This is a genomic window from Mesorhizobium sp. C399B, from assembly GCF_030323185.1.
Taxonomy (GTDB): domain Bacteria; phylum Pseudomonadota; class Alphaproteobacteria; order Rhizobiales; family Rhizobiaceae; genus Mesorhizobium.
This window is the reverse complement of sequence record NZ_CP100472.1, coordinates 2,285,785-2,310,276: the sequence shown is the minus strand read 5'-3', so window position 1 is coordinate 2,310,276 and position 24,492 is coordinate 2,285,785. Positions and strand designations below refer to the sequence as shown.

Below are 24,492 nucleotides of genomic sequence, written 5' to 3'. Positions count from 1 at the left end.
ACAAACACGTTCGCAGCCCGACAACGGCGCGACCTCATATTCATGGAGCCTACCCATGTCCCGTTTTCGTCATGCCGGCGCGTTGCACCGCAGCACCCGTTTATTCAGCACTATCGAGCAGCGTCTCGGCAGCGCCCTGTTCGCCTTTGCACTGTTGTTCGTCGGCTCCCATTCCGTCCTTGCGCATGAATTCAAGGCCGGTGACATCGAGATCGAGCATCCCTGGTCGCGCGCCACGCCGGCCGGCGCCAAGGTTGCCGGCGGCTATTTCACCATCGTCAACAAGGGCAGCGCGCCAGACCGGCTGCTATCGATTTCCTCCGACATTTCGGGCAAGGCCGAACTGCATGAAATGGGGGTGAAGGATGGCGTCATGACCATGCGCCCGGTCAGTGGTGGCCTGGATATCCCGGCGGGCGGCAAGGTCACGCTGGGTCCCGGCGCCTATCACGTGATGTTCATGGATCTGAAGCAGCCCCCTAAAGAAGGCCAGATGTTTGCCGCTACGCTGACTTTCGAGAGGGCCGGAACCGTGACCGTCGAGTTTGCCGTGCAAGCCATAGGCAGCGCGCCACCCCTGGAAGACAACGACTGACCAATTATTACCAATCAATTTTTTCGAGAGGGACCCATCATGAACAAGCATCATTTGCCGGCCGCTGCATTCCTCGTCCTGGGGACAAGTGCCGCCTTCGCCCATATCACGCTCGAAACACAGGAGGTTGCGGTCGGTTCGACCTACAAGGCCGTGCTGCGCGTGCCGCATGGCTGCGACGGCAAGGCGACGATTGCCGTGCGCGTGCAGATCCCGGAAGGGGTGATCGGGGTGAAGCCGATGCCCAAGCCCGGCTGGACGCTGCAGGTCAAGAAAGGCAAGTACGAGAAATCCTACCAGCTCTATGGCGAAGCGGTGACCTCGGGCGTCAAGGAAGTCGACTGGAGCGGCGGCAGCCTGCCGGATGAATTTTATGACGAGTTCGTCTTCCGCGGCACGTTGGCCGCCGATCTGCCGGCCGGGCAAAAACTCTATTTTCCGGTGGTGCAGGAATGCGATGGCGCCACCACGCGTTGGATAGAGATTCCGGCGGCTGGTCAGGATGAGGATGCGCTGGAAGATCCGGCGCCCGGCCTCAACCTGCTGCCGAAGAAATGATGCATTGGCGGCGCGCTGCTTCGAAGCGGCGCGCCACTGTTTTGGTGGATGGCATGAACGTGGCCTGTTTTCAGCGGATAGAACGGACAGCCGGCAGGTGCTTCGGCCTGCTGGCCGCGATCCTGCTGCTTGCCGTCCTTGCCACGCCAAACCAGGCCTTTGCCCATGCGGCGCTGATCAAGGCCGAGCCTGCCGACGGCGCGGTTCTGGAGCGAGCGCCGACGCAATTTTCGCTGACCTTCAGCGAGCCTGTGTCGCCGCTGGTGCTGACCTTGGTGCGGCCCGACGGTACGCCTGTCGCTTTGACCTCGTTTCGGTTGAGCGACCAAACGGTTGAGATCGACAATCCACAAAAGCTCGGGCCGGGCACCCATGTCTTGAGCTGGCGGGTGATTTCCGCTGATGGCCATCCGGTCGGCGGCTCGGTGCTGTTTTCCGTTGGCGCGCCAAGTGCGGCGCCGGCGGTGGGGGAAGCTGTCGATATAGATTTGCGGTCAGCGATCTGGACCGGCAAGGTTCTTCTCTACATCGGGCTTTTCCTCGGCATTGGCGGCGCCTTCGCGCTGACATGGCTGGCGCAAGGCCAGCGCTCAGGCCAGCGCTTCGTCATTGCCGCCATCCTGTGCGGGCTGGTCGCAGCACCCCTGTCGCTCGGGTTCCAGGGGCTGGACGCGCTGGGCGCGCCACTCGCCCGGCTGGCGCAACCGGTGGTCTGGCGGACGGCGCTTGGCACCAGCTTCGGCTGGACGGTGCTGATTTCGCTGGCGGCGCTCGGGCTTGGCCTGCTGTCGTTGGTCGGATCGCGTGCTGGCGCCAGGCCGTTGGCGCTCGCCGGGCTGGCCGGTGTGGGTGCAGCCCTTGCCGCCAGCGGCCATGCCAGTGCAGCCGAACCGCAATGGCTGACGCGGCCTATGGTGTTCCTGCATGGCGCCGGCATCGCTTTCTGGGCTGGAGCATTGCTGCCGCTCGGCCTGGCGTTGAGCAGCCAATCGGTGGAAACCGGGGCGTTCCTGCGGCGGTTTTCGCGCGCGATCATGCCCGTGGTGGTAGTGCTTGCCGCCGCCGGTGTGGTGCTCGCCATCATCCAGGTGCAGACACCGGCGGCACTGGTCAACACCGCCTATGGCCGGCTGCTGCTGATCAAGCTGGCGCTGCTGGTGTTTCTGTTCACGCTGGCGGCGGTCAATCGATGGCGGCTCACCGCCTTGGCCGAGGCCGGAGCGACGGAAGTGCGGCGACGGCTTAGCCGCTCGATCTCAGTCGAAATGCTGATCGTGCTCCTGATCTTCGGCGTTGCCGCCGGCTGGCGCTTCACGCCGCCGCCACGGGCCCTGGCAATCGCCGCGGCACAACCGACGTCGACCCATATCCACACTATGAAGGCGATGGCCGACATCGACATCACGCCCGGCCATACCGGGGAGGTCACCGCCTCCATCGTCATCATGACCGGCGATTTCGGCCCGCTCGACGCCAAGGAAGTGACGCTGGTGCTGTCCAAGCCCGATTCGGGGATCGAGCCGATCAAGCGTCCGGCGACCAAGCCAGGCGACGGCACCTGGCGCGTCGATAATCTCGTCATTCCGATTCCAGGCCGCTGGACGGCGCGGCTCGATATTCTGGTTTCGGATTTCGAAGTGGTAAAGATCGAAGCGCCGATCGATATCCGCGCCGAGTGATATTCAGCCCGCCTGCGAAGGGCGCTCAGCCGAGTTCCTGGGCTAACCCGATGAGATGCCCTTCCGGCCCGCGGATGTAGCAGAGCCGATACACGTCCTGGTAACGGACGACTTCACCGGCCAGCTGCGCGCCACGCTTGCGGAGCCTTTCCAGCGTGTCGTCGATGTCGTCCACGGTAAACATGACGCGCAGGTAGCCCAGGGCGTTGACCGGGGCGTTGCGGTGATCGGCGACGACAGTCGGCGTGAGGAAGCGGGAGAGCTCGAGCCGGCTATAGCCATCCGGTGAGCGCATCATGGCAATCTCGACGTGCTGATCGCCGAGCCCGGTGACACGTCCGGCCCACTCGCCTTCGATCGTCGCCCGCCCTTCCAGTTCGAGGCCGAGCTCGCAAAAGAAAGCAATCGTCTCGTCAAGGTCATCGACGACGATTCCGACATTGTCCATCCGTTTGACTGCCATAAGTTCAACCTAACGTCATATGTTCGATCGGCAAGGCGTCGCCTGGTCACCAACTGACCCTTCCTGACTCGGTCTGACACAACGCAGACGCAACACAATTCGGCGAGGCGGTTGACGTGGCGCGAAAGGCCCGTCAATCATCTCGCCGAAAAATGGGCATCCCGAAAAACGCGGCCTCAACAAAATCCGAAAGCAGGGAAGAAACGATGGAAAAAGCCGAAATAGGCCTGATCGGCCTTGGCACAATGGGCTCCAACCTCGCGCTCAACATTGCCGAGCACGGGCACCGCATCGCCGTCTTCAACCGCACCAAGGCGCGCACCGATGCCTTCCTCGAAGGCGCCGGTTCGCTCAGGGACATGGTGGTGCCCTGCTACAGCCTGGAGGAACTGGCAGCTGCGATCAAGCCGCCGCGCCCGGTCATCATCATGGTGCTGGCCGGCAAGCCGGTCGACGAACAGATCGAAGCGCTGCGCGGCGTGTTGTCTGACAACGATATCGTCATCGATGCCGGCAACGCCAATTTCCGCGATACGATGCGGCGCTTTTCGGAACTGTCGGGCTCAGGTCTCACCTTCATCGGCATGGGCGTATCCGGCGGCGAGGAAGGCGCGCGCCATGGACCGTCGATCATGGTCGGCGGCACCGAAGACTCGTGGAAGCGCGTCGAACGCGTGCTGACCGCGATCTCGGCCAAGTTCAAGGATGAACCGTGCGCTGCCTGGCTCGGCACAGACGGCGCCGGGCATTTCGTGAAAACCATCCACAACGGCATCGAATATGCCGACATGCAGATGATCGCCGAGATCTACGGTATCCTGCGTGACGGTCTCGGCATGGGGCCGAAGGAGATCGGCAAGGTCTTTGAGAACTGGAACAAGGGCCGGCTCGATTCGTATCTGATCGAGATCACCGCCAGGGTGCTGGCCGCCGACGATGCAAAGACCGGCAAGCCGGTGGTCGACATCATCCTCGACCGTGCCGGCCAGAAGGGCACCGGCAAATGGTCTGTCATCGAGGCGCAGCAGCTCGGCATTCCGGCGACGGCCATCGAGGCGGCGGTGGCGGCCCGCGTGCTGTCCTCGATCAAGGATGAGCGGCAGGCGGCCGAAAAAGCCTATGGCAATATCGGCGTCACCAAGATCTCCGGCGACAAGGCGGCATTTCTGAAAGATCTGGAGCTGGCGCTGCTCGCCGGCAAGATCGCCGCCTATGCACAAGGTTTCGCGGTGATGAGCGCCGCCTCGAAGGAGTTCAACTGGAACTTGCCGATGCCGACCATCGCCAAGATTTGGCGTGCCGGCTGTATCATCCGCTCGCAGATGCTCGACACCATGGCGGAAGCCTTCGGCTCGGGCGGCGCGTCCACCAACCTTTTGATGGCGCCGGCTTTCACCACCATGATGCAGGAGGCGCATCCGTCGCTTAGGCGCACCGTTGCCAAGGCATCGGAAGCAGGCTCGCCGGTGCCTGCACTGGCGTCGGCACTTGCCTATTTCGACAGCTACCGCCAGGGCCGCGGCACCTCGAACCTGATCCAGGCGCAGCGCGACTTCTTCGGCGCGCATGGCTTCGAGCGCATCGGCGAGCAGGGCGCTTTCCATGGGCCATGGGGCAGCGGCGCTGCCGGCTAGGGTCAGGTGAGGCGGACCTCTCAGGTCGTGCCAGTCAGCCCTGATACGCGACGACGTCGCCTGGCTTGACCACAGTCTGCAAAGAGCCAGGTGCCGCGCCGCCTATCCAGCCCAGCACGGCGCGGGCAAGCTCGGTGCCGGCGAGGCGGAAATCTTCGTTGACGATCAGCAACTCCCGGCGGAACAGATGCAGCAGTTCCGACGATTGCTTGGACACGACATCGACGTCGCGGCCGAGTTTCAGGCCGGCATCCTCGATGCCGGCGACGATGGCCAGCGTTGCTGCGGCGGCGCTGCTGACGAAACCGTCCGGCCTGACGTCGCGGCGCATCAACTGCGCGGTCCGCGTCCTGATCTGATCGATCGACTGGTCGATCGAAACAGCGTTGAACGGCACTTCGCTGGCGTCGACCTCGCTCAGTGCGTCGGCAAAGCCATTGACCGTGTGGTCGTAATAGGTGAGCCCGACCGGCGGCGCTACCAGCGCCAGCCGGCGCCGGCCGACGCTGGCCAGATGGCGCACCGCTTCGGCGGCGAAGGCGTAATTGTCGAAGTCGTGATAGGGGTGGACAAGCCCCATATCGGTGCGGCCATGCGTGGCAAAGGGTATGCCACGCTCCAGCATGTAGCGGGCGCGCGGATCGTTGGGCTGCGTGCGTGAGATGATGACGCCATCGGCCGAGCCGGACTCGACCAGATACTTTACCGGGTCCAGCGGATCCTGCGAGCGCGAGTAGGGCGTGACGATCAGGTGATAGGGTGTGTCGGCAATGACCTCCGAGACGCCGTAGATGATGTCCGAGACAAAGCTCATGATCTCGCGCTCGGTATTGAGCACGAGGCTGATAACATTGGTCTTGCCGGTCCGCAGGCGCACGCCGGCGCGGTTCGGCCGGTAGCCGATCTGCCTGGCGACGAGTTGAACCCGCCGCCTGGTCTCGGCGCCGATCTCGGGTGCATCCTTGAGCGCGCGCGAGACGGTGGTGACGCCGAGCCCGGTCATGAAGGCAAGCGTTTTCAGCGTCGGCCGCTCATGCGCCGACGCCTCGTCGTCCTTCTCCGTCTGGTCCCTGTCCATTCGTCCCGCCCCGTCAGGCGCATAGCAGCCGCCGGACCAGCCGACAATCGCTTCGATGACGATGTGGCACGGTTCTTCGCAGTCAGGCCTCAATATACTGAAACGTTACAGATTTCCAACATCGCAGCGCGTGGGTCTCTCAAGCCATGGTTTTGGCAGGGTTTTGGCGGCTAGAAACGTTGCGCGACAATCAGGTTCGAGACGGTTTTCTTGCGCTGCAGCATGATTTTGCAGCGCAGCACCCGGTTTTGCGCGGAGTTTGCCGGTTTGCACGCAACGAATTTGTTCGCGCCTCGAAAAAACATTCGAGCGCGTTTATCTCAGGGGTTGCACGCACCGCATAATTGCCGTATCGAAAATCTGTAACGTTTCAGATTCTGGGAGGAACCGAAATGCGCTATAGACTTTTGACCGCTGCCCTTGCCGCGACGGCCGCGCTTCAGCTTGCCGGCCCGGCGGCCGCCACCGACCTGGAAGTCACCCATTGGTGGACGTCGGGCGGCGAGGCGGCGGCGGTTGCGGAATTCGCGAAGGCTTTTGACGCGACCGGCAATCACTGGGTCGACGGCGCCATTGCCGGATCCGGCGGCACGGCACGGCCGATCATGATCAGCCGCATCACCGGCGGCGATCCGATGGGCGCCACCCAGTTCAATCACGGCCGGCAGGCCGAAGAACTGGTGCAGGCCGGCCTGATGCGCGACCTCACCGATGTCGCCACCAAGGGCAAGTGGACGGAAATCGTGCGGCCGAAGAGCCTGCTCGACAGCTGCACCATCGACGGCAAGATCTATTGCGTGCCGGTCAACATCCACTCCTGGCAGTGGTTGTGGCTGTCGAACGAAGCCTTCGAGAAGGCCGGCGTGCCGCTGCCGAAGGACTGGAATGAATTCGTGGCGGCAGCGCCCGCCCTGGAAAAGGCGGGCATCATCCCGCTCGCTGTCGGCGGACAGGCCTGGCAATCTTCCGGCGCCTTCGACGTGCTGCTGGCGGCGGTCGGCGGCACCGACGCGTTCCTCAAGGTCTACAAGGACAAGGATGCCAAGTTCGCCGCCGGGCCCGAGATCGCCAAGGTCTTCAAGGCCGCCGACGATGCCCGCAAGATGGCGAAGAACACCAATGTGCAGGACTGGAACCAGGCAACCAATCTCGTCATCACCGGCAAGGCCGGCGGCCAGATCATGGGTGACTGGGCGCAAGGCGAGTTCCAGGTTGCCGGCAAGGTCGCCGGCAAGGACTATGCCTGCCTGCCGGGCCTCGGTCTGAACGAAGTTATCGCCACCGGCGGCGACGCCTTCTATTTCCCGCTGCTCAAGGATGCCGACAAGTCCAAGGCGCAGGAGGTGTTGGCAGAGACGCTGCTCGACCCCAAGACTCAGGTCGCCTTCAATCTCAAGAAGGGCTCGCTGCCGGTGCGCGGTGACGTCGATCTCAATGCGGCGAACGACTGCATGAAGAAGGGTCTGGCCATCCTCGCCAAGGGCGCCGTCATCCCGTGGACGGACCAACTGCTTTCGCAGGATACCCAGAAGCAGAAGGAAGATCTCTTCGCCGAATTCTTCGCCAAGCCGGACCTGACCATCGAAGACGCGCAGAAGCGCTTCGCCGACCTCATCGCTTCGGCAGACTGACGTTGGAGGCAATACACCTCGCTCCCGGCCTTGCGAAAGCAGGGCCGGGATCGCACCGCCCTTACCCAGCCGGCTGACGAGATGAGCAAGAGCGAACGCCCCAACCCGCTGTTCCGCAACATCAATGCGAAGGTCGCCTCGATCCCGATGATCCTCACCGCGTCGGTGGTTTTCGTCGGCGGCACCGTCTGGACGGTGTTCTATTCCTTTACCAATTCGAAGCTGCTGCCACGGCTGAATTTCGCCGGGCTCGACCAGTATTACCGGCTGTGGGCGACGCCGCGCTGGCTGATCTCGATCGAGAACCTTTTGATCTACGGCGCGATCTCGCTCGTGTTCTCACTGGTCATCGGCTTCCTGCTTGCAGCGCTTCTCGACCAGAAGATCCGTTTCGAGGACACGTTCCGCACCATCTTCCTCTATCCGTTCGCGCTTTCCTTCATCGTCACCGGCCTGGTCTGGCAGTGGCTGCTCAATCCGGATTTCGGCATCCAGCATGTGGTGCGGGACCTCGGCTGGACGAGCTTCAACTTCGACCCGCTCTACAATTCCAGCATCGTCATCTACGGCATTTCGATTGCGGCGCTGTGGCAAGGCACCGGGCTCATCATGTGCCTGATGCTGGCCGGCCTGCGCGGCATCGACGAGGACATCTGGAAGGCAGCGCGGGTAGACGGGATCCCGATGTGGAAGACCTATCTGTTCATCGTCATCCCGATGATGCGGCCGGTTTTCATCACCACGCTGGTCATCATCGCGTCGGGCATCGTCAAGGTCTACGACCTCGTTGTCGCCCAGACCAGCGGCGGCCCCGGAATCGCCTCCGAAGTGCCGGCCAAATATGTCTATGACTACATGTTCTTCGCACAGAATCTTGGCCAGGGCTTTGCCGCCTCGACCATGATGCTGCTCTCGGTGGTGATCGTCGTCGTGCCGTGGGCCTACCTTGAATTTGGAGGCAGGAAGCGTGGCTGACCCGGCCGTCCCTTTGCCCGCCAGCGCGGGTGCCGCCGAGCGCGAAGCCTCCGGGCCGCGCGGGCCGAAGCCGCGGCATGTCTTCTCGCGCCGCAATATCTTCCTCTATGGCACGCTGATCGTGGTGGCGGTCTACTATCTGCTGCCGCTCTACGTGATGGTCGTAACCTCGCTCAAGGGCATGCCCGAGATACGGATGGGCAATATCTTCTCGCCGCCGCTCGAAATCACGTTCGAACCGTGGGTGAAGGCGTGGGCGACCGCCTGCACCGGCCTCAATTGCGACGGGCTTTCGCGCGGCTTCTGGAATTCGGTGCGCATCACCGTGCCGTCGGTGCTGCTGTCGATCGCGATCGCCTCGGTGAACGGCTATGCGCTCGCCAACTGGCGCTTCAAGGGCGCCGACACATTCTTCGTCATCCTGATCGTCGGCGCCTTCATCCCCTATCAGGTGATGATCTATCCGATCGTCATCATCCTGCGCGAGATCGGCCTCTACGGCAGCCTCAGCGGCCTGGTGATCGTCCATTCCATCTTCGGCATGCCGATCCTCACGCTTTTGTTCCGCAACTATTTTGCCTCGATGCCGGAAGAGCTGTTCAGGGCGGCACGGGTCGACGGCGCCGGCTTCTGGGGCATCTTCCTGCGGATCATGGCGCCGATGTCGCTGCCGATCTTCGTCGTCGCCATCATCCTGCAGGTGACCGGCATCTGGAACGACTTCCTGTTCGGCGTCGTCTACACCCGCCCCGACACCTATCCGATGACGGTGCAGCTCAACAACATCGTCAATTCGGTGCAAGGCGTGAAGGAGTACAACGTCAACATGGCCGCCACCATCCTGACCGGGCTCGTGCCGCTCATCGTCTACTTCATTTCCGGCAAGCTTTTCGTGCGCGGCATCGCCGCCGGTGCGGTGAAAGGGTGATGGCGATGATGGCAGCCAACGGCACCAGCGTTTCGATCCAGGACCTGTCCCTGAATTTCGGCTCTGTATCGGTGCTGCAGACCCTCAATCTCGAGGTCGCCGAGGGCGAGTTCATCGTGCTGCTCGGTCCTTCGGGCTGCGGCAAGTCGACCTTGCTCAACTGCATCGCCGGGCTGCTCGATATTTCCGAAGGCCGCATCTTCATCAAGGGCAAGAACGTCACCTGGGAAGAGCCCAAGGATCGCGGCATCGGCATGGTGTTCCAGTCCTATGCGCTCTATCCGCAAATGACGGTGGAGAAGAACCTGTCGTTCGGCCTGCGCGTTGCCGGCGTGCCTAGGGACGAGATCGCCAAGCGCATCGCCCGCGCCGCCGAGATCCTGCAGATCGAGCCGCTTTTGCAGCGCAAGCCCGCGGCCTTGTCCGGCGGCCAACGCCAGCGCGTGGCGATCGGGCGGGCGCTGGTGCGCGACGTCGACGTCTTCCTGTTCGACGAGCCACTATCCAATCTCGACGCCAAGCTGCGCTCGGAACTGCGCGTCGAAATCAAGCTTCTGCATCGCAAGCTGCAGAACACCATGATCTACGTCACCCACGACCAGATCGAGGCGATGACACTGGCCGATCGTATCGCGGTCATGCGCGGCGGCGTCATCCAGCAGCTCGACGCGCCGCAGACGATCTACAACCGGCCGGTCAACCGGTTTGTCGCCGGCTTCCTCGGCTCGCCGGCGATGAATTTCCTCGAAGGGGAGCTGGAAGCCGGTGCTGCTCCAGTGTTCAGGACCGACGGTGTTTCGGTGCCGCTCGACCGCTACACCTTTGACGGCACGGAGCGCCCGGCCGGCGCTTGCGTGCTGGGCATCCGGCCTGAACATATCGCTTTCGGTGACGCGGCGAAGTCGATGCCGTTTTCCGCCGGCGGTTCGGTCGAGATCGTCGAGCCGATGGGTTCCGACACGCTGGTGTGGACGAAGCTTGCCGGCCGCAACCTCTCCTTCCGCGTCGAGGCGGAACGGACGCTGCGCAGCGGCGATCCGATCCAGTTCGGTTTCGACCCGGCGCGCGCCTCGCTGTTCGACGCTGCGACCGGCAATCGCCTGTGACCCTCTAGAATCATCCGCAAACCATCCTCCCAAGAACGACCGAAACGATCCCCCGAAAACATCCCCAAGCCTTAACCACCCAAGAAACGGACAGAGACGATGAACTGGTCATTCCAACTCTACAGCGCCCGCAATTTCCAGCCGTGGGACGGCATCCTGAAAATGCTCGGCAAGCTCGGCTACAAGGAAGTCGAAGGTTTCGGCGGCGTCTATGACGACCCCACGGCGTTCCGCGCCGAACTCGACAAGAACGGGCTTTCGATGCCGACCGGACATTTCTCGATCGATGCGCTGGAGAATGATTTCGACGGGGTACGCAAAACAGCCGACGCACTCGGCATCACGCTCGTCATCTGTCCCTATCTGCTGGCCGAGCAGCGGCCGGCCGACGCTGCCGGCTGGCGCGGCTTTGGCGAGCGTCTGGCCAAGGTCGGCGAGACCGCAAAAAAAGCCGGCTACGGCTTTGCCTGGCACAACCATGATTTCGAGTTCAAGACACTCGCCGACGGCTCGGTGCCGCAGGATCACATCCTGTCGGCTGCGCCCGACATCGGCTGGGAGATGGACGTCGCCTGGGTAGTCCGCGGTGGCGTTGATCCGCTGCCGTGGATCGAAAAGCACGGCAAGCGCATCAGCGCCGTCCATGTCAAGGACATGGCCAAGTCAGGCGAAGGCCTTGACGAGGACGGCTGGGCGGATGTCGGCCACGGCACCATCGACTGGGCCGGCCTGATCAAGACACTTCGGGCGAAGAGCGCGGCCAAATATTACGTCATGGAACAGGACAACCCCAACGATATCGAGCGCTTCGCCAGCCGCTCGCTCGCATCCGTCAAGGCTTACTAGGAACAATCATCATGGCAAAGAAACTGGGTATCGGCGTCATCGGCTGCGGCAACATCTCGAAAGCGTATTTCTCGCTGGCGCCGCTGTTTCGCGGCATTGAGATGCGCGCCTGCGCCGACATCAACATGGACGCGGCCAAGGCACGGGCGAAGGAGTTCAAGCTGCGCGCCGAGACCGTCGAAGAACTGCTCAAGGATGACGAGATCGACATCGTCGTCAACCTCACCATCCCGGCGGTGCACTACGGGGTGTCGAAGCAGATCCTCGATGCCGGCAAGCACGTCTATTCGGAAAAGCCGTTCGTGCTGTCGGTCAAGGAAGGCCTCGACCTCAAGAGCCGGGCCGAGAAGAAAGGGCTGCGCATCGGTTCGGCTCCGGACACTTTCCTCGGCGGCGCGCACCAGCTGGTGCGCAACCTCATCGACACCGGCGCGCTCGGCAAGATCACCAGCGGCACCTGTCATGTGATGGGCCACGGCATGGAGCACTGGCACCCCAATCCCGATTTCTTCTTCCAGCCGGGCGCCGGGCCGGTGCTCGACATCGGGCCCTACTACATCACCAACCTGATCCAGCTGATCGGGCCGGTGAAGCAGGTGGCGGCCTTCGCGACGACGCCTGCCAAGGAACGCACGATCTCGTCGAAACCGCGCGCGGGCGAAAAAATCCCGGTGAACACGCCGACGACGATCCACGGCCTGCTGGAGTTCGAGAACGGCGCCGTGATCACGCTCAACACCAGCTGGGACGTCTGGGCGCATGGTCACGCGCCGATGGAACTCTATGGCGAGACGGGCACGGTGTTCGTGCCGGATCCGAATTTCTTCGGTGGCGACGTGCGCATAACCAAGGCGGCAAAACCGGTGAAGAAACTGCCGAAATGGCAGCATCCGTTCGGCGTGCCCAACGAAATGCACGGCCAGGGCATGATGGCCAACTACCGCACCGCAGGCCTTGCCGACATGGCGCTGGCGATCGCCGAGGGCCGGCCGCATCGTTGCTCGATGGAGCTCGCGCTGCATGCCGTCGATGTCATGACCGGCCTGTTGCGGTCGGGCGAGACCGGCAAGTTCGTCGCCATGCAGACCAGCTGCGAGCGGCCGGCTGCACTCGGCGTCAAGGACGCAAAAGGACTGTTGGCGAAGCAGAAATGAGGTAGAAGGGTGTCGGCGCGCTCGCGCCGACACCCATACAATCCAGGATCTGTACCCATGCGCTGGCAGCCGGCTGAACACCGCTATGAGAAAATGCTCTACAACAGATGTGGGCGATCCGGCCTGAAACTGCCGGCGATCTCGCTCGGCCTGTGGCACAATTTCGGCAACGACACGCCGCACAAGACCAAGCAGGCGATCGCGCGCAAGGCCTTCGATCTCGGCATCACCCATTTCGATCTCGCCAACAATTACGGCCCGCCGCCCGGCTCGGCCGAGATCGCCTTCGGCGAGATATTGCGCACCGACTTCGCCGGCTATCGGGACGAGCTGATCATCTCGACCAAGGCGGGCTATGAGATGTGGGCAGGGCCTTATGGCGAATGGGGCAGCCGCAAATATGTGCTGGCGAGCCTCGACCAGAGCCTGAAGCGGATGGGGCTCGACTATGTCGACATCTTCTATTCGCACCGCTTCGATCCGGATACGCCGCTTGAGGAAACGATGGGCGCTCTCGACCATGCGGTGCGTTCCGGCAAGGCGCTCTATGCCGGCATCTCGTCCTACAATTCGCAGCGCACGCGCGAGGCCGCCGACATATTGAAGCAGCTCGGTACGCCCTGCATCATCCATCAGCCGAGCTATTCGATGCTCAACCGCTGGGTCGAAGAGGACGGACTGCTCGATACGCTGGAAGGGCTCGGTGTCGGATCGATCGTGTTCTCGCCGCTGGCGCAAGGCATGCTGACCGACAAATATCTCGGCGGCATCCCCGAGGGTAGCCGCGCCAGCCAAGGCAAGTCGCTGCGGCCCGCCTTCATCAACGAAAAGACCATCGCTAACATCCAGGCGCTGAACGCGATCGCCGGCAAGCGTGGCCAGACGCTGGCGCAGATGGCGCTAGCCTGGGTGCTGCGCAAGGGCCGGGTCACCTCGGCGCTGATCGGCGCCAGCCGGCCCGAACAGGTCGAGGACTGCGTCGGCGCGCTCAAGGTGCTCGAGTTCAGCGATGCCGAGCTCGCCGAAATCGACACTTACGCACGCGAGTCCGACATCAATCTGTGGGCGGCGTCGGCCGAGCGCAAAGGCCCGCCGCGGAAGTAAGCGGAACAGCCGGCACCGGACATGAATCAAAACGGCGGGAAAGATCCCGCCGTTTTGCGTTTATCAAGCTTCGGGCCCGTTCAGGGCTTCTTGGCCGTGCCGAGACCGGCCTTGGGCGCCGCCGCGGCTGCGGGAGCCGGGGTCTTCATCTTGGCTTCGATCCAACCCGTATAGTTGGCCAATCGCGTGTAGATGCCATAGGCATTCTTGTGGCCGCAAGCGGCGGTGCCGTCGGACGGACCTTCGCCCCAGGAGACGACGCCGACCTGGACCGGACCGTTGGCGCCGGTCATGAACAGCGGACCGCCGCTGTCGCCGTTGCAGGCGTCGCGTTCGCCGCTGTCGGTGCCGGCGCAGATCATGTTCTTGGTCAGCGGATCCGACATATCGGCGGCGATCGCATTGGCGGCGGCATCGATGCCCTTTTCCGAATAACGCATCCGATGCGAGAGATCGCCAAGTGCCGCCTTCAGGTCATGCGCATAGATCGACTTGATGCCGCTGTTGCAGGCAGCGCTCGGCTCGAGATCGAGATCGGCCACCATCAGCGCGGTCGGGAAGGTGCCGTCCTGCATCTTGCCCCAGCCGATGACCGTGGTCTTGCCGCTGTCTGGCGTCGGCTCATTGGTGATCTTGATGACCGGCGCATCGGCGGGCTCCGCCAGCCGGAGCAGGCCGAGATCATTGTCCAGCGTCTGTTCGCTGTAGCCCTCGTTGACGATGACCTCGACCACCTTGTAGCGCTTGCCTTCGGTAAGATCGGTGGCGCCGGTCAGCACGGTCACCGTGTCGGGCGAAATCGGCCGGCCCTTGTCGTTGAGGCAGTGCGCCGCCGTCAGCACCCATTGCGGAGCAATCAGGCTGCCGCCGCAGAATTGCGCGTTCGGCTGCGAGGCCGGGCTGGGGTCCAGCCGGGCGCTGGTCAGCAGCGCCACCTGGAACGGATAGGCCCCTTTGTCGGCTTCCTTGCCGCCATAGACGCGGTCGGCCCCGTCGGGATTCTCGGCCTTGGCCTTGTCCCGGGATTCGGCGACGCGCTGCATCGGCGAGACCGCCGCTTCCGGCCTGGCGGCGTCGTCGGCTGCATAGAGCGCGTTGACGGCGGGGAAAGCGGCCGCGATCCCCAGCAGCGATGCAGCGGCAAGCGGCCTGAACCGATGGATAATGTTCACCTTGAAACCCTCCTGAGATGAAAAATGCCGAGCCATGCCGCCATGACGCATAACCAACAGAAGCGGTACCGGTACCTCGATCGCCTTCTGCCAGAACGAACGACATCCGCGCGGTCATAAAACCGAAATACGACTTTTGCTAATCGTGCCCCATCGGGCAGAGCCCACCCAAACCCTATAGCCCCCCACGGGCTACGTGGAAGCGATTTGTCATTGCCAATGTTGGATTATTTTAGGCAGTATATCGACGCGGGTGCGTTTGGCGGAGGGCTTTAACGAGGCCGCCCGGACCGATGATCCGATACGGGCGGGTAACCAAACTAATTTTTTAACTCCACCACGATCTCGACAATATTTCTGTATTTTGCTCCACTCCTTGCTGACTTTTGGGAGAGTCTCACCATGACGAAACTGACAAGCACTATCATTGCGTCCGCACTGCTATCCACCGCACTGTGGACGATGCCTGCCTTCGCCGCCGATCCCGGCTCAGCGAATGCCGGCAATGGCGAAAGCATGCGCGATCTCGGAACGGGCGACTACCAGCCCGGCCGTGCAAAGCCGATCGCGCCGCCGAAACTGACCGAAGATGAAGCCAGCCGGGCAGCGCCGCTGACCGACGAGGGCACGGCGGTCAAATCCTATGGCATCGTCGGACGTTCCGCCGATGGCAAGGACATCAAGATCGATGCCGGCGAGACGCTGAAGGACCTTGTCATCAAGGAACTGAATGCGCCCGCTAACGCACCAGCGGCCAACAAGACCGGGCTGACGGGCGGCGACGAAGCCGGCCGCCAGGTGTTCGGGGCCGACGACCGCGAGCAGATCAAGAACACCAAGACGTACCCGTTCACCGCGATCGGCTATATCGAAGGCAAAGCCAAGAGCGGTTACGGCAGCTGCTCGGGAACCCTGATCGGTCCGCGCACGGTGCTCACCGCGGCGCATTGCCTCTACAGCAATGAAGACAAGGCTTGGCTCGACGACGTCATCTTCGTGCCGTCGCTCAACGGCAACACCGCCGACGATGCACCGTTTGGCGCTTTCAGCTACGAGAGCGTCTATATCCTGCAGGGCTTCATCGACAATTATCAGGGTTACTACGGCTCGGTCATTCCGTGGGATCTCGGCATCATCACGCTGAAGCAGGATGTCGGCACCAATCTCGGCTGGCTGGGTTATGCCAACTATGAGAACCTCGGCGATTTCACCGCAAACATCGTTGGCTACCCCGGCGACAAGCCGATGGGAACGATGTGGAAGGCGACCTGCGAAGTGAAAGCCGAAAACGTCGGCGCGGAGTATTTCCAGTACGACTGCGACACCTATCCGGGATCGAGCGGCAGCTCGGTCTACGCCTATGATAATGGCGCCAAGCAGCGCGTCGTCACCGGCGTGAACGTGGCCGAAAGCCCCAACGCCAACACTGCGGTGCGCCTGAACGCCGCCAACGTGGCGTGGATCAACAGCCTGTACAAATAAGGCTGAATGATCTTTCGCCGGCAAACAGCGGCGATAACCAGCACTACCAAACCGGCGGCGGGACGTTCCTGCCGCCGGTTTTTTTTGTATCGAAACACCTCTCTTGCACTGTATTGCAGCGGTGCTTACGCTAGGCGATCCAAGGGGTTGGGTAAGATGGCGCGGGCAAGAATGATCTTCGGGGTCAAAGCGATGGCGGCTGCATCCATGCTGGCCGCACTGACATGCTTTTCCGCTATGGCCGATCAAGGCGGTGCCGCACCCGATGGCGCCTGGGCCGAGCGGGTGCAAATCCTCTATCAAAGCGAAACACGTTCGGTGCTGCGCAAGAATGTACGGGTCTGGGATTCCCACCCGGAATTGGGTCTTGATTTCACCTGGGAGCCGGCAGCCGGCGTGTCGCCGGACCGCACCGTCGCAGCCGACGGCACCGTCAACGGCAAGGGCAGGCTGGTCTGGCGCGTACGCGGCTCGGCGAGCTACGACCCCAAGACGATCTATTCCAGCTATTTCGGCGAGATCAGGAATGGCCGCCCCGAAGGACAAGGCCGGCTGGAGCTGCGTTCGGGCGAGATTCTCGACGGCCATTGGGTCGCCGGCCAGCTCGACGGCCATGCGATCCATGTCGATGCCGACGGCAATCGCTATGAAGGGCAATTCAGGGCCGGTGTGCCGAATGGCGAGGGCAGGCTGGAGACGAAGACAGGCAAGATATTCGTCGGCTCTTTTGCCGATGGGCTGAAGGATGGCAAGGGCCGCACCCGGTTGCCCGGCGGCACCGTCTACTGGTCGCAATGGGCGATGGGCAAGGAGATCGGCGGTGCGCGCCCCGACGTGCTGGCCGATGCCAGAGTGGGCGGGTTGCTCAAGGCGCAGACCGGCGGCGGTTCCGCCGACAAGGTCGAGATCGGCATTGCCGTCGACCAGCGCATGACGCAGCAGGCCGACATGCAGTACCAGCATCTGGTGCGCGACGAAGACATCGCGATCTATCCGGTGTCGGACCAGTACAATGATGCCTGGAACGGCACCGGAGAGATTCGTACCGGCAATGTCTATGAAGGCATGGACTGGGAGACGGCGCCGGCCTTCGCCGAAGTCGACCTCAAGACCACCGACCAGTCGAGGGTCAAGATCGACAGCCTGGAAATGAAGGTGGCCGCGAGCGAGGCCTACCGCAAGCCGATGCTGTCGATCAGCGAGCATTATGGCTGCGTCGGCTTCCGCCCCGACTTCTCGATCGTCAACAATGGCTGGGGCGACGTGAAAGACATGAAGATGTCGATCCAGTTCACCAGGACCGACGAGGAGGACAACGCGACCGGCGAGCCGAGCCGCACGTTCACGAAGGACATCGGCACTTTCGGCGACGGCGTCGACGTCTCGATCAAGAACGTGCTGATTGAAGCCGGCGTCGACACAACCACGCTCGAGACCGAGCGCTTCACTTGCCCGTCAAGGGACAGCCTGGATGTCTGCCGCGCCCAGGTGGCCAACAAGGTCAAGTTCGGCGACGTTGCCGATTACATCAGCGGCAGCGTCGAGAAAATGAGCGTGACCGGGATTGGCAAGCTCGATTATTCCTGGGCGGACGAACAGGGCGCTATCTACCAACAGAGCGAGCCGTTTCGCGTCATCGTCTCGCTGGTCAGCATCGAGGTTCCAGAATCGCTCGCCGAATGCGGCGATGGCGGCGGCGCGTCGCCCGAAGCGCTGCGCTACCAGAACATCGAATTTCCGATCGGCAAGACCGATTACAGCATCCCCATGCCGGTGCGCGGCAATAAGCATCTCAGCGCCTACACGGCACGGCTGAAAATGTGGTCGTCAATGTCGTCGATCCATCGCTTCAGCATCGCCGCCCATTTCGCCGATGGCAGCACACGGGAGAGCAAGCCGGCCACGTTCTTCTATTTCAGGCCGAAGCAGTCGCTGTTTGAAACCAGCACCAAGCCGGCGGTCTGCTATCTGCCGGAAGATATGCAAGGCTGTTGAGGTCCTGTCACGTCCTTTCGGGAATCGCGTTATTTCGAGCCCATCTCGAAATAATTGGGCAGCGGGATCAGCCTGGCAAAGATCGTGCCCTGGCTGAACACCCTGAGTTCCAGCATCGACCCGGACGATCGTTCGGCCTTCTGGTCGAACAGGAAATTGCCGAGCGAATAGATCTCCGCAACATCGCCGCCGCCGAGCGGAAGGATCGCCTCGCTCGATACATGCGGATGGCCGCCGACGATTGCCGTGACGCCGCGCAGCCGCATCTGGTCGGCAAGCATCTCCTCGCGCGGCGACGGCTCCGTCTTGTACTCGCGGCCCCAATGGACGAAGGCAATCACCGGCCGCTCGGCATTGTCGTGCAGCAGCCGGTCGAGCAAAGCAGGCGTCAGAAGGTCGGTGTTCCTGGAGCCGTTGGTATCAATGTCGGTCAGCCCGACCAGGTCGAGATCGGCAAGCGCCAGCGTCTCGCCCTGGCCGAAATGGGCGATGCCGGCGGCGTCCAGAGCGGCCAGCGTCTCGGCATAGCCTGACGGGCCGAGGTCATAGGCGTGATTGTTGGCAAGGCTGACAGCGGCGACATGCAATTTCTTCAGCATGCCGATGGCGAGATCGGTTGGCATCGCCAGCGTCATGTCGTCGATCGCTTCAGGGACGTTGGGCAGGATGACGCCTTCGAGATTGACGATCAGCGGCCGCGAGCGGGTCAGGGCCAGCACGCTGTCGACGATCTTCTCGGCAACACCGTCGCGGACCAGGATCCTCATCATGGCGCGACCGAAATTCACGTCGCCGGCGAAATAATAGAGCTTGTCGTCGGGACGGGCAGGATTGTTCAAGCCGGGGCCGAAGGCGCCGAACAGCGCCACGACATAGCTGGTGGTGCGCTCGACATAGTCGCCCGAATGCGCCTGCGAGTTCTCGTTGGCGACGACCAGGGGCGCAGCACCGAACAGTTCGCGCTGCAGCCTGGTCTGGATATAGAGCGCACCGACCGAATCGGCGTGATCCGGCTGGCGCAGCGCCGCGATGCCGTCGAGCGAACCGGCGGCGAGCATGTTCAGCGTCTGCTGGTCGAAACGCCTGGCTTCGTGCTGCGGCAGATAATGCGAGAAATCGGTGGATTCGATGATCAGCGTGTCCTTGTCGACGATCGCTTTCAGCGCCTGCGCCAGCCGGTCCCAGTCGCCGCGCTTCGCCTTGACCGACATCGCCACCGGCACGATGGTTGCCTCGGGAAAATAATGGTGCAGGAAGGGCAGCATGGCTTGAACGCCGTGCTCCTTGGCGAAGAGGCAGGAGTCCTCGACCATGTCGCTGTTCGCCTGGAGAAGGTGCAGGGCTGCCGTGTCGGCCAGGACCGGGCCAAGCACGGTGTCGAAGCCGCGCGTCGTGGTGGCGAAGAGTTTCTGCGTCTCGTGGAAATGGTCCGGTGACAGGATGACGATGCGCTTGTAGCGGAAGCCGGACGCGGCGTGGAAACCGAGTGCGACGAGATCTGCGACGAGCAGGTGGTGGGGGACTGTGATGCCGGTGAGGCGTTGGTTGGACGGCTCGATTCTGGCGACGGCGGCGATGGCGTCGGTGAAGAGTGTGGGGTCGGAGTAGAAGGACGGGAAGTTTGTGTCGCCGGGCGGGCAGGTGATGGGGGCGGCAGACGCTTGAAGCACTGAGAGGATAAGCAAGGCGGTGGCAAAGACCAGAATGCTGGTCCGTGCCCAGGCACCCCCCGCTGTCCTGCCGGACATCTCCCCCGCAAGGGGGGAGATTGGATGTCGCCTCGACTTTCGCCAATCATCAACCTTGAAAATAGATCTCCAACAATGAAGAGACCGATCTCCCCCCTTGAGGGGGAGATGTCCGGCAGGCGAGAGGGGGGTGCCTGGGTGCCGACCTCTCACGGCTCAGCCAGCACAATGTTCTCCACGCCGCCGACATAGTAGAACGGCTTCTGCTTGGACGCGGTCAGCCGCAGTACTTCGCGCGATATGTAGTCGGCGAGGCCGAACAGCGTCACGCCGCCGTCGGAGGTCTTGGCCCGGCCGCGCAGGCCTTCGAGGATCGAATAGGTGAAGACGCCATGGCCGAGGTCGGGCAGTTCGGCGGCGGTGTTGTTGGCAGCGGTGGCCGAGAAGACGACGATGCGTGCGTCCTGCGCGTCTTTTTCCAAGCGCGGGTTGAAGGCGTTGGCGGCGTGGCAGGTGTCGAGCAGCATGAAGCGCATGCCCTTGGCCCGCTCAACCGATTTCTGGATGTCGCCCCAGTCGACCAGCGAGGAGCGCTTCCAGCGGTCGGGATCCTGTTTGCGGCCGTCCGTGGGGATGAAATAATAGTCTTCGTCGATGTTGATGCCGTGACCGGCGACGAAAATGATGGTGGTGTCGTTCTCGCCGGGTTTGTCGAGGAAATCGGCGAGCTGGTCGTCGATCGTGTCGGAATCCGGCTCCAGGATGCTGTCGGCGCTGGCGACCTTGAACACGTCCTTGCCGGCATCGGGCGCCTCATCCAGCGCTTCGCGGTTGACCAGAACCAGCGTCTCCATCGCCGAGAACAAGGGCGCGGATTTCTGCGAGATCACCTTGAGGAATTCGGTAGCGTCGTCGACGGGATAGCGCAGATCGCAGGCGTGGCCGGCGCATGCATCGGTGAGGAAGGGATATTTGTCGACGCCGATCACGGCGACGTAGAGCTTGCCCTTGTTGGCGGGCTTTTCGGTTTTCCTGCCAAGTGCTGTGACACTGCGCTCGGTCAGATAGCCGAACTCGTTGGTGCCGGTGATGCGAATGGTATTTTCGCCATTCTCGACCGGCACTTCGACGATGATGCTCTTGCCGCCATCGGCCGAGCGTGCGGTGACATCGCCGACATTGCGGCTGTTCGACAGGATCGAAAATCCGGCGACATCGGCGCCGGCTTCCTGCACGCCCGAAATCTCGACGGCGACATAGCCCTCGCGGACGTTGCTCTGGTCGGCGGCAAGCTTGATGCCGAATTCCGGCGATTTGCGCTCGAGCAGCTTTTCCAGCTCGCGGTCGACGCCGGGGCGCATTTCCTGGACCGCCTGTTCGGCGCTGCGCAGGATGATGGCCCGGCGCACCATTTCCGGGCTCCAGAGATATTTCTTCAGCTGGCCGGCGCTGATGAAACGCCCTTCGTGGTCGCGACCCTGATTGACGTGCCAGCCTATCAACTTGTCGCCGTCGGCGGAGGAATAATAGTAGCCCTGCGGCATCCAGGCGATCCATTCGGAACCGGCGAAGAACATCGACACGATCAGTTTGTGGCTCTTCAAATTCCACAACCGCACGGTCTGGTCGGCGCTGCCGGTGACCAACAGCCCTTCCTTCTCGGCGGCAACCATGGCGTTGATCTCGCCGGTGTGGCCGGTGAATTCACCCGATACATCGGCGGCCGCGGTTTTGTATTCCAACAGCGTGCCGTCGCTGCCGCCGGTGATCAGGCCAAGCCCATTGCCGATCAGCGTGTAAGCCGAATGGACGAAGCCATCGGTGGCGGCATTCTCGATGCTGTGCATCACCTTTCCGCCGCTCGCGATTTCGAGCACGGCATTCTCCAGGCCGTCCTTGCCGCCGGGGGCAGCACGGAGCGACCACTCACCCTGTGCGAGTGCCGCGCGGGCATAGGCGCCCTGTTCCGCCAACGCCACCGGGTCTTCGAAGAACCGCTCGGCCGTCGGTAGTGCCAGTACCTTGTCCAGCGTGCCCTGCAGCTCGGGACAGGACACGCGTTCAGGGCAGGGGTTGGTGTTGCCCCAAGCGATGGAGCTGCTCGCCGCATCGATCCCGATCGCCGTCACCGGTTCGCCGACCCCTTGCAGCAGCGCCTTGCGCTCGCCGGTCATGGGGTTCCAGACCTGGATGGCGTTGCGGGTGCCGCCGGCTGTCGCCACCAGCGAGCCGTCGGCATTGCCGGCGCCAGCAAAGACCGTGCCGTCATGGCCGTTATAGTCGAGCAGTTGCTCGCCGCTGTCGGTATTCCAGACCACCGAGCGATGCTTGTCGGCGCAGTGGTAGCTGCAGGCCGCGACAAGCCGCGAACCCGTGGCGAAGCTCAGAGCGCCGATCTGGAAATCCTGCTTCGGCATGGCGCGGACGAATTTGCCCGTGCTGGCCTGCCAGAGCTGGACGTCGCCGTCCTTGCTGCCGGTGGCAAACAGGCTGCCATCCAATGACACGGCGAGTGCGGCGACGCCGACATCGCGCAGCGGTTCGGCCTCGGCGGGCAAGGCGATCTCCTCAGCCTTGGCGACATCCCAGAGCCTTATGCCATTGTCGGTGGTCGCTGCCGCCAGCCGGGTTCCCGCAGCGGCGAAGGCGAGCTTTTCCACACGCCAGGAATCGGCATCGAGTTTTTCCGCCAGCGTCCAGCCCGACGCGGATTTGTCGTCCGCCCGCCAGAGGTAGACGAAACCATCGCCACCGCCGGCGGCGAGCATGTTTCCGTGGGGTGAAAAGGCGACATCATAGATGGCATAGTCGGCGGCCTTGAGCACGGTTTTGATCTTGCCGGTGGCGAAATCGAACAGCCTGATATCGCCATAAGGGGGCTTGTCGCCGATGCCGGCGCCGAAATAACCGCCGGCGGCGATCGTCTTGCCGTCCGGCGACACGGCAATCGCAAAGACCTTGCCGTCATTGCCATTGCCAAGATAGCCGCGAATGGTGCGGAGCGTCACCCCGCTCTGCCAGTCCCAGATGCGGATGGTCTTGTCGTCAGATGCGGAGACCAGTTCCTCGCCGTCCGGCGTGAAGGCAAGGTCGGTGACCCTGGCGCTGTGGCCGCCGGTGTTGAGATCGAGATGGAAATCGAGGTCCTCGGCACGGGCGACCGACGCCAGCGCCAGAAGACCGAGCATGACCAGCCACCGGAAAGCACGCAGGGCATGGGAGCTGACCGGCACCTTGTTGCGCCGCTATTTGGAGTCGGCGGACGGCGGCGACCCGTGACGCACATAATTCTCGATCGCCTGGGCATAATTGGCGGAACCGGCCTTGCGTTCTTTTTCGATGTAGCCGGCAAAATAGCTCCAGAACGACACCGCATAGTCGCGGAAATAGGCATCGGCGACATCGCGCGAACAGAGCTTGCCCTCGACGCAGATGGAGAGACGATTGAGGAAATAGACGATGCGGTCGAAATTGTCGTTGAAATCGGCGATCGGCATGGTGCCGCCGCCGGCAGTCATCGCCTCGATGCCGATGCGTTGCCGGAAAACCTGTTCCTCGGTTGGCGACGGCGTGGCGCTGAGCAGATTGTCGTATTTGGCGTTGAGCGACGAGAGGCGCTCCTTGAGCGCGCGCTGCGCCTGCTGAAAATCCTTGCTTTCCCAAAGCTCGACCAGCGACATCGTCTGCTCGACGCGCTTCTGTTCCTGGTTTGCCAGAAACTGGAAGACCGAGAAGCCCAAGGTGAAGACGATCGCCAGGCGCACGGCGAGACCCGACCAGGCATAGATCAGCATGCGCCAGTCGCGGTCGGTGAACGGGTTGGCTTCCTTCTTGATCTCGTGACTGCTCGGCCACGGAAAGCCTTCGGTGGTTTCGGGCAAGGTCGCCGGCTTCTTGGCCGGTGCCGGCGCCGATGTGGCTGGCGATTTTTGCGTTGCAGTGCCCCCCGGCTTTTTCATCCGCAGCTGTCCAGTTGGATAATGGCGGTGGGATCGAGCACGATGCCGGGTGTCTCCAGCTTCTTTTTCAGGCAATCGAGCTGCGTGCGCGAAATCATGAACTGCACGTCCGGTTCGGCAGCCGCCTTGCTGGGTGACGGCAAGGGCTCGACCACGCCGCGCGAGGCGCAGCTGGAGAGATCGACGACAACGGCCGTGTTGCCGGTCTTGGCGATCTGGTCGTACTGGTCGAGAAAGCAGGTGGCGAGCTCGGAGTTGGTGACGATCTGCTTGGCGCACAGGCCGCAATTCTCGTCCGCCGAGGCGCTGGCAACCAGCAACAGGCTTCCGGCAAGGCCGGCCGTCGCTGCACGCCAGGAGAGCACGGGGATAGTCACTGATGTCCTCATCTGTTGCATTCAGCCGCGGCGCATAGAAGTGTCGCGAGCCGGGAATGTTCATATAT

The 24,492-nt window shown here is 62.7% G+C and carries 20 protein-coding genes; 13 read left to right on the top strand and 7 right to left on the bottom strand.

Annotated features, from left to right (window positions below):
- Window positions 1-55 precede the first annotated feature (55 nt).
- The 3 genes from NLY36_RS10920 to NLY36_RS10910 are packed head-to-tail and all read left to right on the top strand — an operon-like array spanning window position 56 to window position 2,832.
- Window positions 56-595 carry a copper chaperone PCu(A)C gene (locus tag NLY36_RS10920; RefSeq protein ID WP_023700139.1) on the top strand — a complete coding sequence of 180 codons (540 nt, stop codon included), beginning with the start codon at window positions 56-58 and terminating at the stop codon, window positions 593-595.
- Window positions 596-634: 39 nt separating this feature from the next.
- Entirely contained in the window at window positions 635-1,153 is a 519-nt protein-coding gene (locus NLY36_RS10915) for a YcnI family copper-binding membrane protein (protein ID WP_023686612.1), read from the top strand.
- Window positions 1,154-1,206: 53 nt separating this feature from the next.
- Window positions 1,207-2,832, top strand: coding sequence for a copper resistance CopC/CopD family protein (locus tag NLY36_RS10910; protein WP_023735131.1), 1,626 nt, complete (start codon window positions 1,207-1,209; stop codon window positions 2,830-2,832).
- Window positions 2,833-2,857: 25 nt separating this feature from the next.
- Here the strand turns inward: NLY36_RS10910 and NLY36_RS10905 are convergent, their stop codons facing one another.
- Window positions 2,858-3,295, bottom strand: a complete 438-nt coding sequence (locus NLY36_RS10905) for a VOC family protein (protein ID WP_023735130.1) — start codon at window positions 3,293-3,295, stop codon at window positions 2,858-2,860.
- Between the two features lie 206 nt (window positions 3,296-3,501).
- Here NLY36_RS10905 and gnd point away from each other — a divergent pair, with 206 nt between their 5' ends.
- Window positions 3,502-4,929 carry an NADP-dependent phosphogluconate dehydrogenase gene (gene gnd / locus NLY36_RS10900; protein ID WP_023735129.1) on the top strand — a complete coding sequence of 476 codons (1,428 nt, stop codon included), beginning with the start codon at window positions 3,502-3,504 and terminating at the stop codon, window positions 4,927-4,929.
- A gap of 34 nt (window positions 4,930-4,963) precedes the next feature.
- Here the strand turns inward: gnd and NLY36_RS10895 are convergent, their stop codons facing one another.
- Entirely contained in the window at window positions 4,964-6,007 is a 1,044-nt protein-coding gene (locus tag NLY36_RS10895) for a LacI family transcriptional regulator (protein ID WP_023683027.1), read from the bottom strand.
- Between the two features lie 392 nt (window positions 6,008-6,399).
- Here NLY36_RS10895 and NLY36_RS10890 point away from each other — a divergent pair, with 392 nt between their 5' ends.
- The 7 genes from NLY36_RS10890 (at window position 6,400) to mgrA (ending at window position 13,751) form a co-directional block, all read left to right on the top strand.
- Entirely contained in the window at window positions 6,400-7,638 is a 1,239-nt protein-coding gene (locus NLY36_RS10890) for an ABC transporter substrate-binding protein (RefSeq protein ID WP_023683028.1), read from the top strand.
- An 81-nt stretch (window positions 7,639-7,719) separates the two neighbouring features.
- Complete coding sequence (locus tag NLY36_RS10885; RefSeq protein WP_023683029.1) at window positions 7,720-8,613, top strand: carbohydrate ABC transporter permease; 894 nt, start codon at window positions 7,720-7,722, stop codon at window positions 8,611-8,613.
- Entirely contained in the window at window positions 8,606-9,541 is a 936-nt protein-coding gene (locus tag NLY36_RS10880) for a carbohydrate ABC transporter permease (protein ID WP_023669802.1), read from the top strand. Before NLY36_RS10885 ends, NLY36_RS10880 begins: the two co-directional genes overlap by 8 nt.
- Window positions 9,542-9,546: 5 nt before the next feature.
- Window positions 9,547-10,647, top strand: coding sequence for an ABC transporter ATP-binding protein (locus NLY36_RS10875; RefSeq protein WP_023735127.1), 1,101 nt, complete (start codon window positions 9,547-9,549; stop codon window positions 10,645-10,647).
- A 99-nt stretch (window positions 10,648-10,746) separates the two neighbouring features.
- The gene (locus NLY36_RS10870; RefSeq protein WP_023669800.1) at window positions 10,747-11,493 is read left to right on the top strand and encodes a sugar phosphate isomerase/epimerase family protein; all 747 of its coding nucleotides are present in this window, start codon (window positions 10,747-10,749) and stop codon (window positions 11,491-11,493) included.
- 11 nt (window positions 11,494-11,504) lie between these two features.
- Window positions 11,505-12,647, top strand: a complete 1,143-nt coding sequence (locus NLY36_RS10865) for a Gfo/Idh/MocA family protein (protein WP_023669799.1) — start codon at window positions 11,505-11,507, stop codon at window positions 12,645-12,647.
- Window positions 12,648-12,704: 57 nt separating this feature from the next.
- Window positions 12,705-13,751: an L-glyceraldehyde 3-phosphate reductase gene (gene mgrA, locus NLY36_RS10860; RefSeq protein WP_023686605.1), complete on the top strand. Its 1,047-nt coding sequence runs from the start codon at window positions 12,705-12,707 to the stop codon at window positions 13,749-13,751.
- 80 nt (window positions 13,752-13,831) lie between these two features.
- On the opposite strand, the gene NLY36_RS10855 is transcribed toward mgrA, so the two are convergent.
- Window positions 13,832-14,923 carry a S1 family serine peptidase gene (locus NLY36_RS10855; RefSeq protein WP_023713445.1) on the bottom strand — a complete coding sequence of 364 codons (1,092 nt, stop codon included), beginning with the start codon at window positions 14,921-14,923 and terminating at the stop codon, window positions 13,832-13,834.
- A 402-nt stretch (window positions 14,924-15,325) separates the two neighbouring features.
- On the opposite strand from NLY36_RS10855, the gene NLY36_RS10850 reads away from it, so the two are divergent.
- Window positions 15,326-16,405 carry a trypsin-like serine peptidase gene (locus NLY36_RS10850; RefSeq protein WP_023686603.1) on the top strand — a complete coding sequence of 360 codons (1,080 nt, stop codon included), beginning with the start codon at window positions 15,326-15,328 and terminating at the stop codon, window positions 16,403-16,405.
- Window positions 16,406-16,597: 192 nt separating this feature from the next.
- The gene (locus NLY36_RS10845) at window positions 16,598-18,400 is read left to right on the top strand and encodes an MORN repeat-containing protein (protein ID WP_245260182.1); all 1,803 of its coding nucleotides are present in this window, start codon (window positions 16,598-16,600) and stop codon (window positions 18,398-18,400) included.
- Between the two features lie 29 nt (window positions 18,401-18,429).
- Here NLY36_RS10845 and amrB read toward each other — a convergent pair whose 3' ends face one another.
- The 4 genes from amrB to NLY36_RS10825 form a co-directional block, all read right to left on the bottom strand.
- A complete protein-coding gene (amrB, locus tag NLY36_RS10840) occupies window positions 18,430-20,148 on the bottom strand; it encodes an AmmeMemoRadiSam system protein B (RefSeq protein WP_023735125.1) in 1,719 nt (572 codons plus the stop codon).
- Between the two features lie 149 nt (window positions 20,149-20,297).
- A complete protein-coding gene (locus NLY36_RS10835; protein WP_050591488.1) occupies window positions 20,298-23,276 on the bottom strand; it encodes a caspase family protein in 2,979 nt (992 codons plus the stop codon).
- A 57-nt stretch (window positions 23,277-23,333) separates the two neighbouring features.
- Window positions 23,334-24,047 (bottom strand): DUF4760 domain-containing protein, encoded by a 714-nt coding sequence (locus tag NLY36_RS10830; RefSeq protein WP_023735123.1) that lies wholly within the window; start codon window positions 24,045-24,047, stop codon window positions 23,334-23,336.
- Window positions 24,044-24,424 carry a hypothetical protein gene (locus NLY36_RS10825; RefSeq protein ID WP_245260181.1) on the bottom strand — a complete coding sequence of 127 codons (381 nt, stop codon included), beginning with the start codon at window positions 24,422-24,424 and terminating at the stop codon, window positions 24,044-24,046. The genes NLY36_RS10830 and NLY36_RS10825 overlap by 4 nt, the downstream gene beginning before the upstream one ends.
- Window positions 24,425-24,492: the final 68 nt, after the last annotated feature.

Excerpts from the sequence above, each read along its gene's own strand:
- NLY36_RS10920 (WP_023700139.1), top strand. The coding sequence starts at position 56 with ATGTCCCGTTTTCGTCATGCCGGCGCGTTGCACCGCAGCACCCGTTTA.
- NLY36_RS10835 (WP_050591488.1), bottom strand. The coding sequence starts at position 23,276 with ATGCTCGGTCTTCTGGCGCTGGCGTCGGTCGCCCGTGCCGAGGACCTC.
- NLY36_RS10870 (WP_023669800.1), top strand. The coding sequence starts at position 10,747 with ATGAACTGGTCATTCCAACTCTACAGCGCCCGCAATTTCCAGCCGTGG.
- NLY36_RS10885 (WP_023683029.1), top strand. The coding sequence starts at position 7,720 with ATGAGCAAGAGCGAACGCCCCAACCCGCTGTTCCGCAACATCAATGCG.
- NLY36_RS10845 (WP_245260182.1), top strand. The coding sequence starts at position 16,598 with ATGGCGGCTGCATCCATGCTGGCCGCACTGACATGCTTTTCCGCTATG.
- NLY36_RS10905 (WP_023735130.1), bottom strand. The coding sequence starts at position 3,295 with ATGGCAGTCAAACGGATGGACAATGTCGGAATCGTCGTCGATGACCTT.
- NLY36_RS10830 (WP_023735123.1), bottom strand. The coding sequence starts at position 24,047 with ATGAAAAAGCCGGGGGGCACTGCAACGCAAAAATCGCCAGCCACATCG.
- NLY36_RS10850 (WP_023686603.1), top strand. The coding sequence starts at position 15,326 with ATGACGAAACTGACAAGCACTATCATTGCGTCCGCACTGCTATCCACC.
- NLY36_RS10915 (WP_023686612.1), top strand. The coding sequence starts at position 635 with ATGAACAAGCATCATTTGCCGGCCGCTGCATTCCTCGTCCTGGGGACA.
- NLY36_RS10895 (WP_023683027.1), bottom strand. The coding sequence starts at position 6,007 with ATGGACAGGGACCAGACGGAGAAGGACGACGAGGCGTCGGCGCATGAG.
- NLY36_RS10875 (WP_023735127.1), top strand. The coding sequence starts at position 9,547 with ATGATGGCAGCCAACGGCACCAGCGTTTCGATCCAGGACCTGTCCCTG.
- amrB (WP_023735125.1), bottom strand. The coding sequence starts at position 20,148 with ATGTCCGGCAGGACAGCGGGGGGTGCCTGGGCACGGACCAGCATTCTG.
- mgrA (WP_023686605.1), top strand. The coding sequence starts at position 12,705 with ATGCGCTGGCAGCCGGCTGAACACCGCTATGAGAAAATGCTCTACAAC.
- NLY36_RS10865 (WP_023669799.1), top strand. The coding sequence starts at position 11,505 with ATGGCAAAGAAACTGGGTATCGGCGTCATCGGCTGCGGCAACATCTCG.
- NLY36_RS10910 (WP_023735131.1), top strand. The coding sequence starts at position 1,207 with ATGAACGTGGCCTGTTTTCAGCGGATAGAACGGACAGCCGGCAGGTGC.
- gnd (WP_023735129.1), top strand. The coding sequence starts at position 3,502 with ATGGAAAAAGCCGAAATAGGCCTGATCGGCCTTGGCACAATGGGCTCC.
- NLY36_RS10890 (WP_023683028.1), top strand. The coding sequence starts at position 6,400 with ATGCGCTATAGACTTTTGACCGCTGCCCTTGCCGCGACGGCCGCGCTT.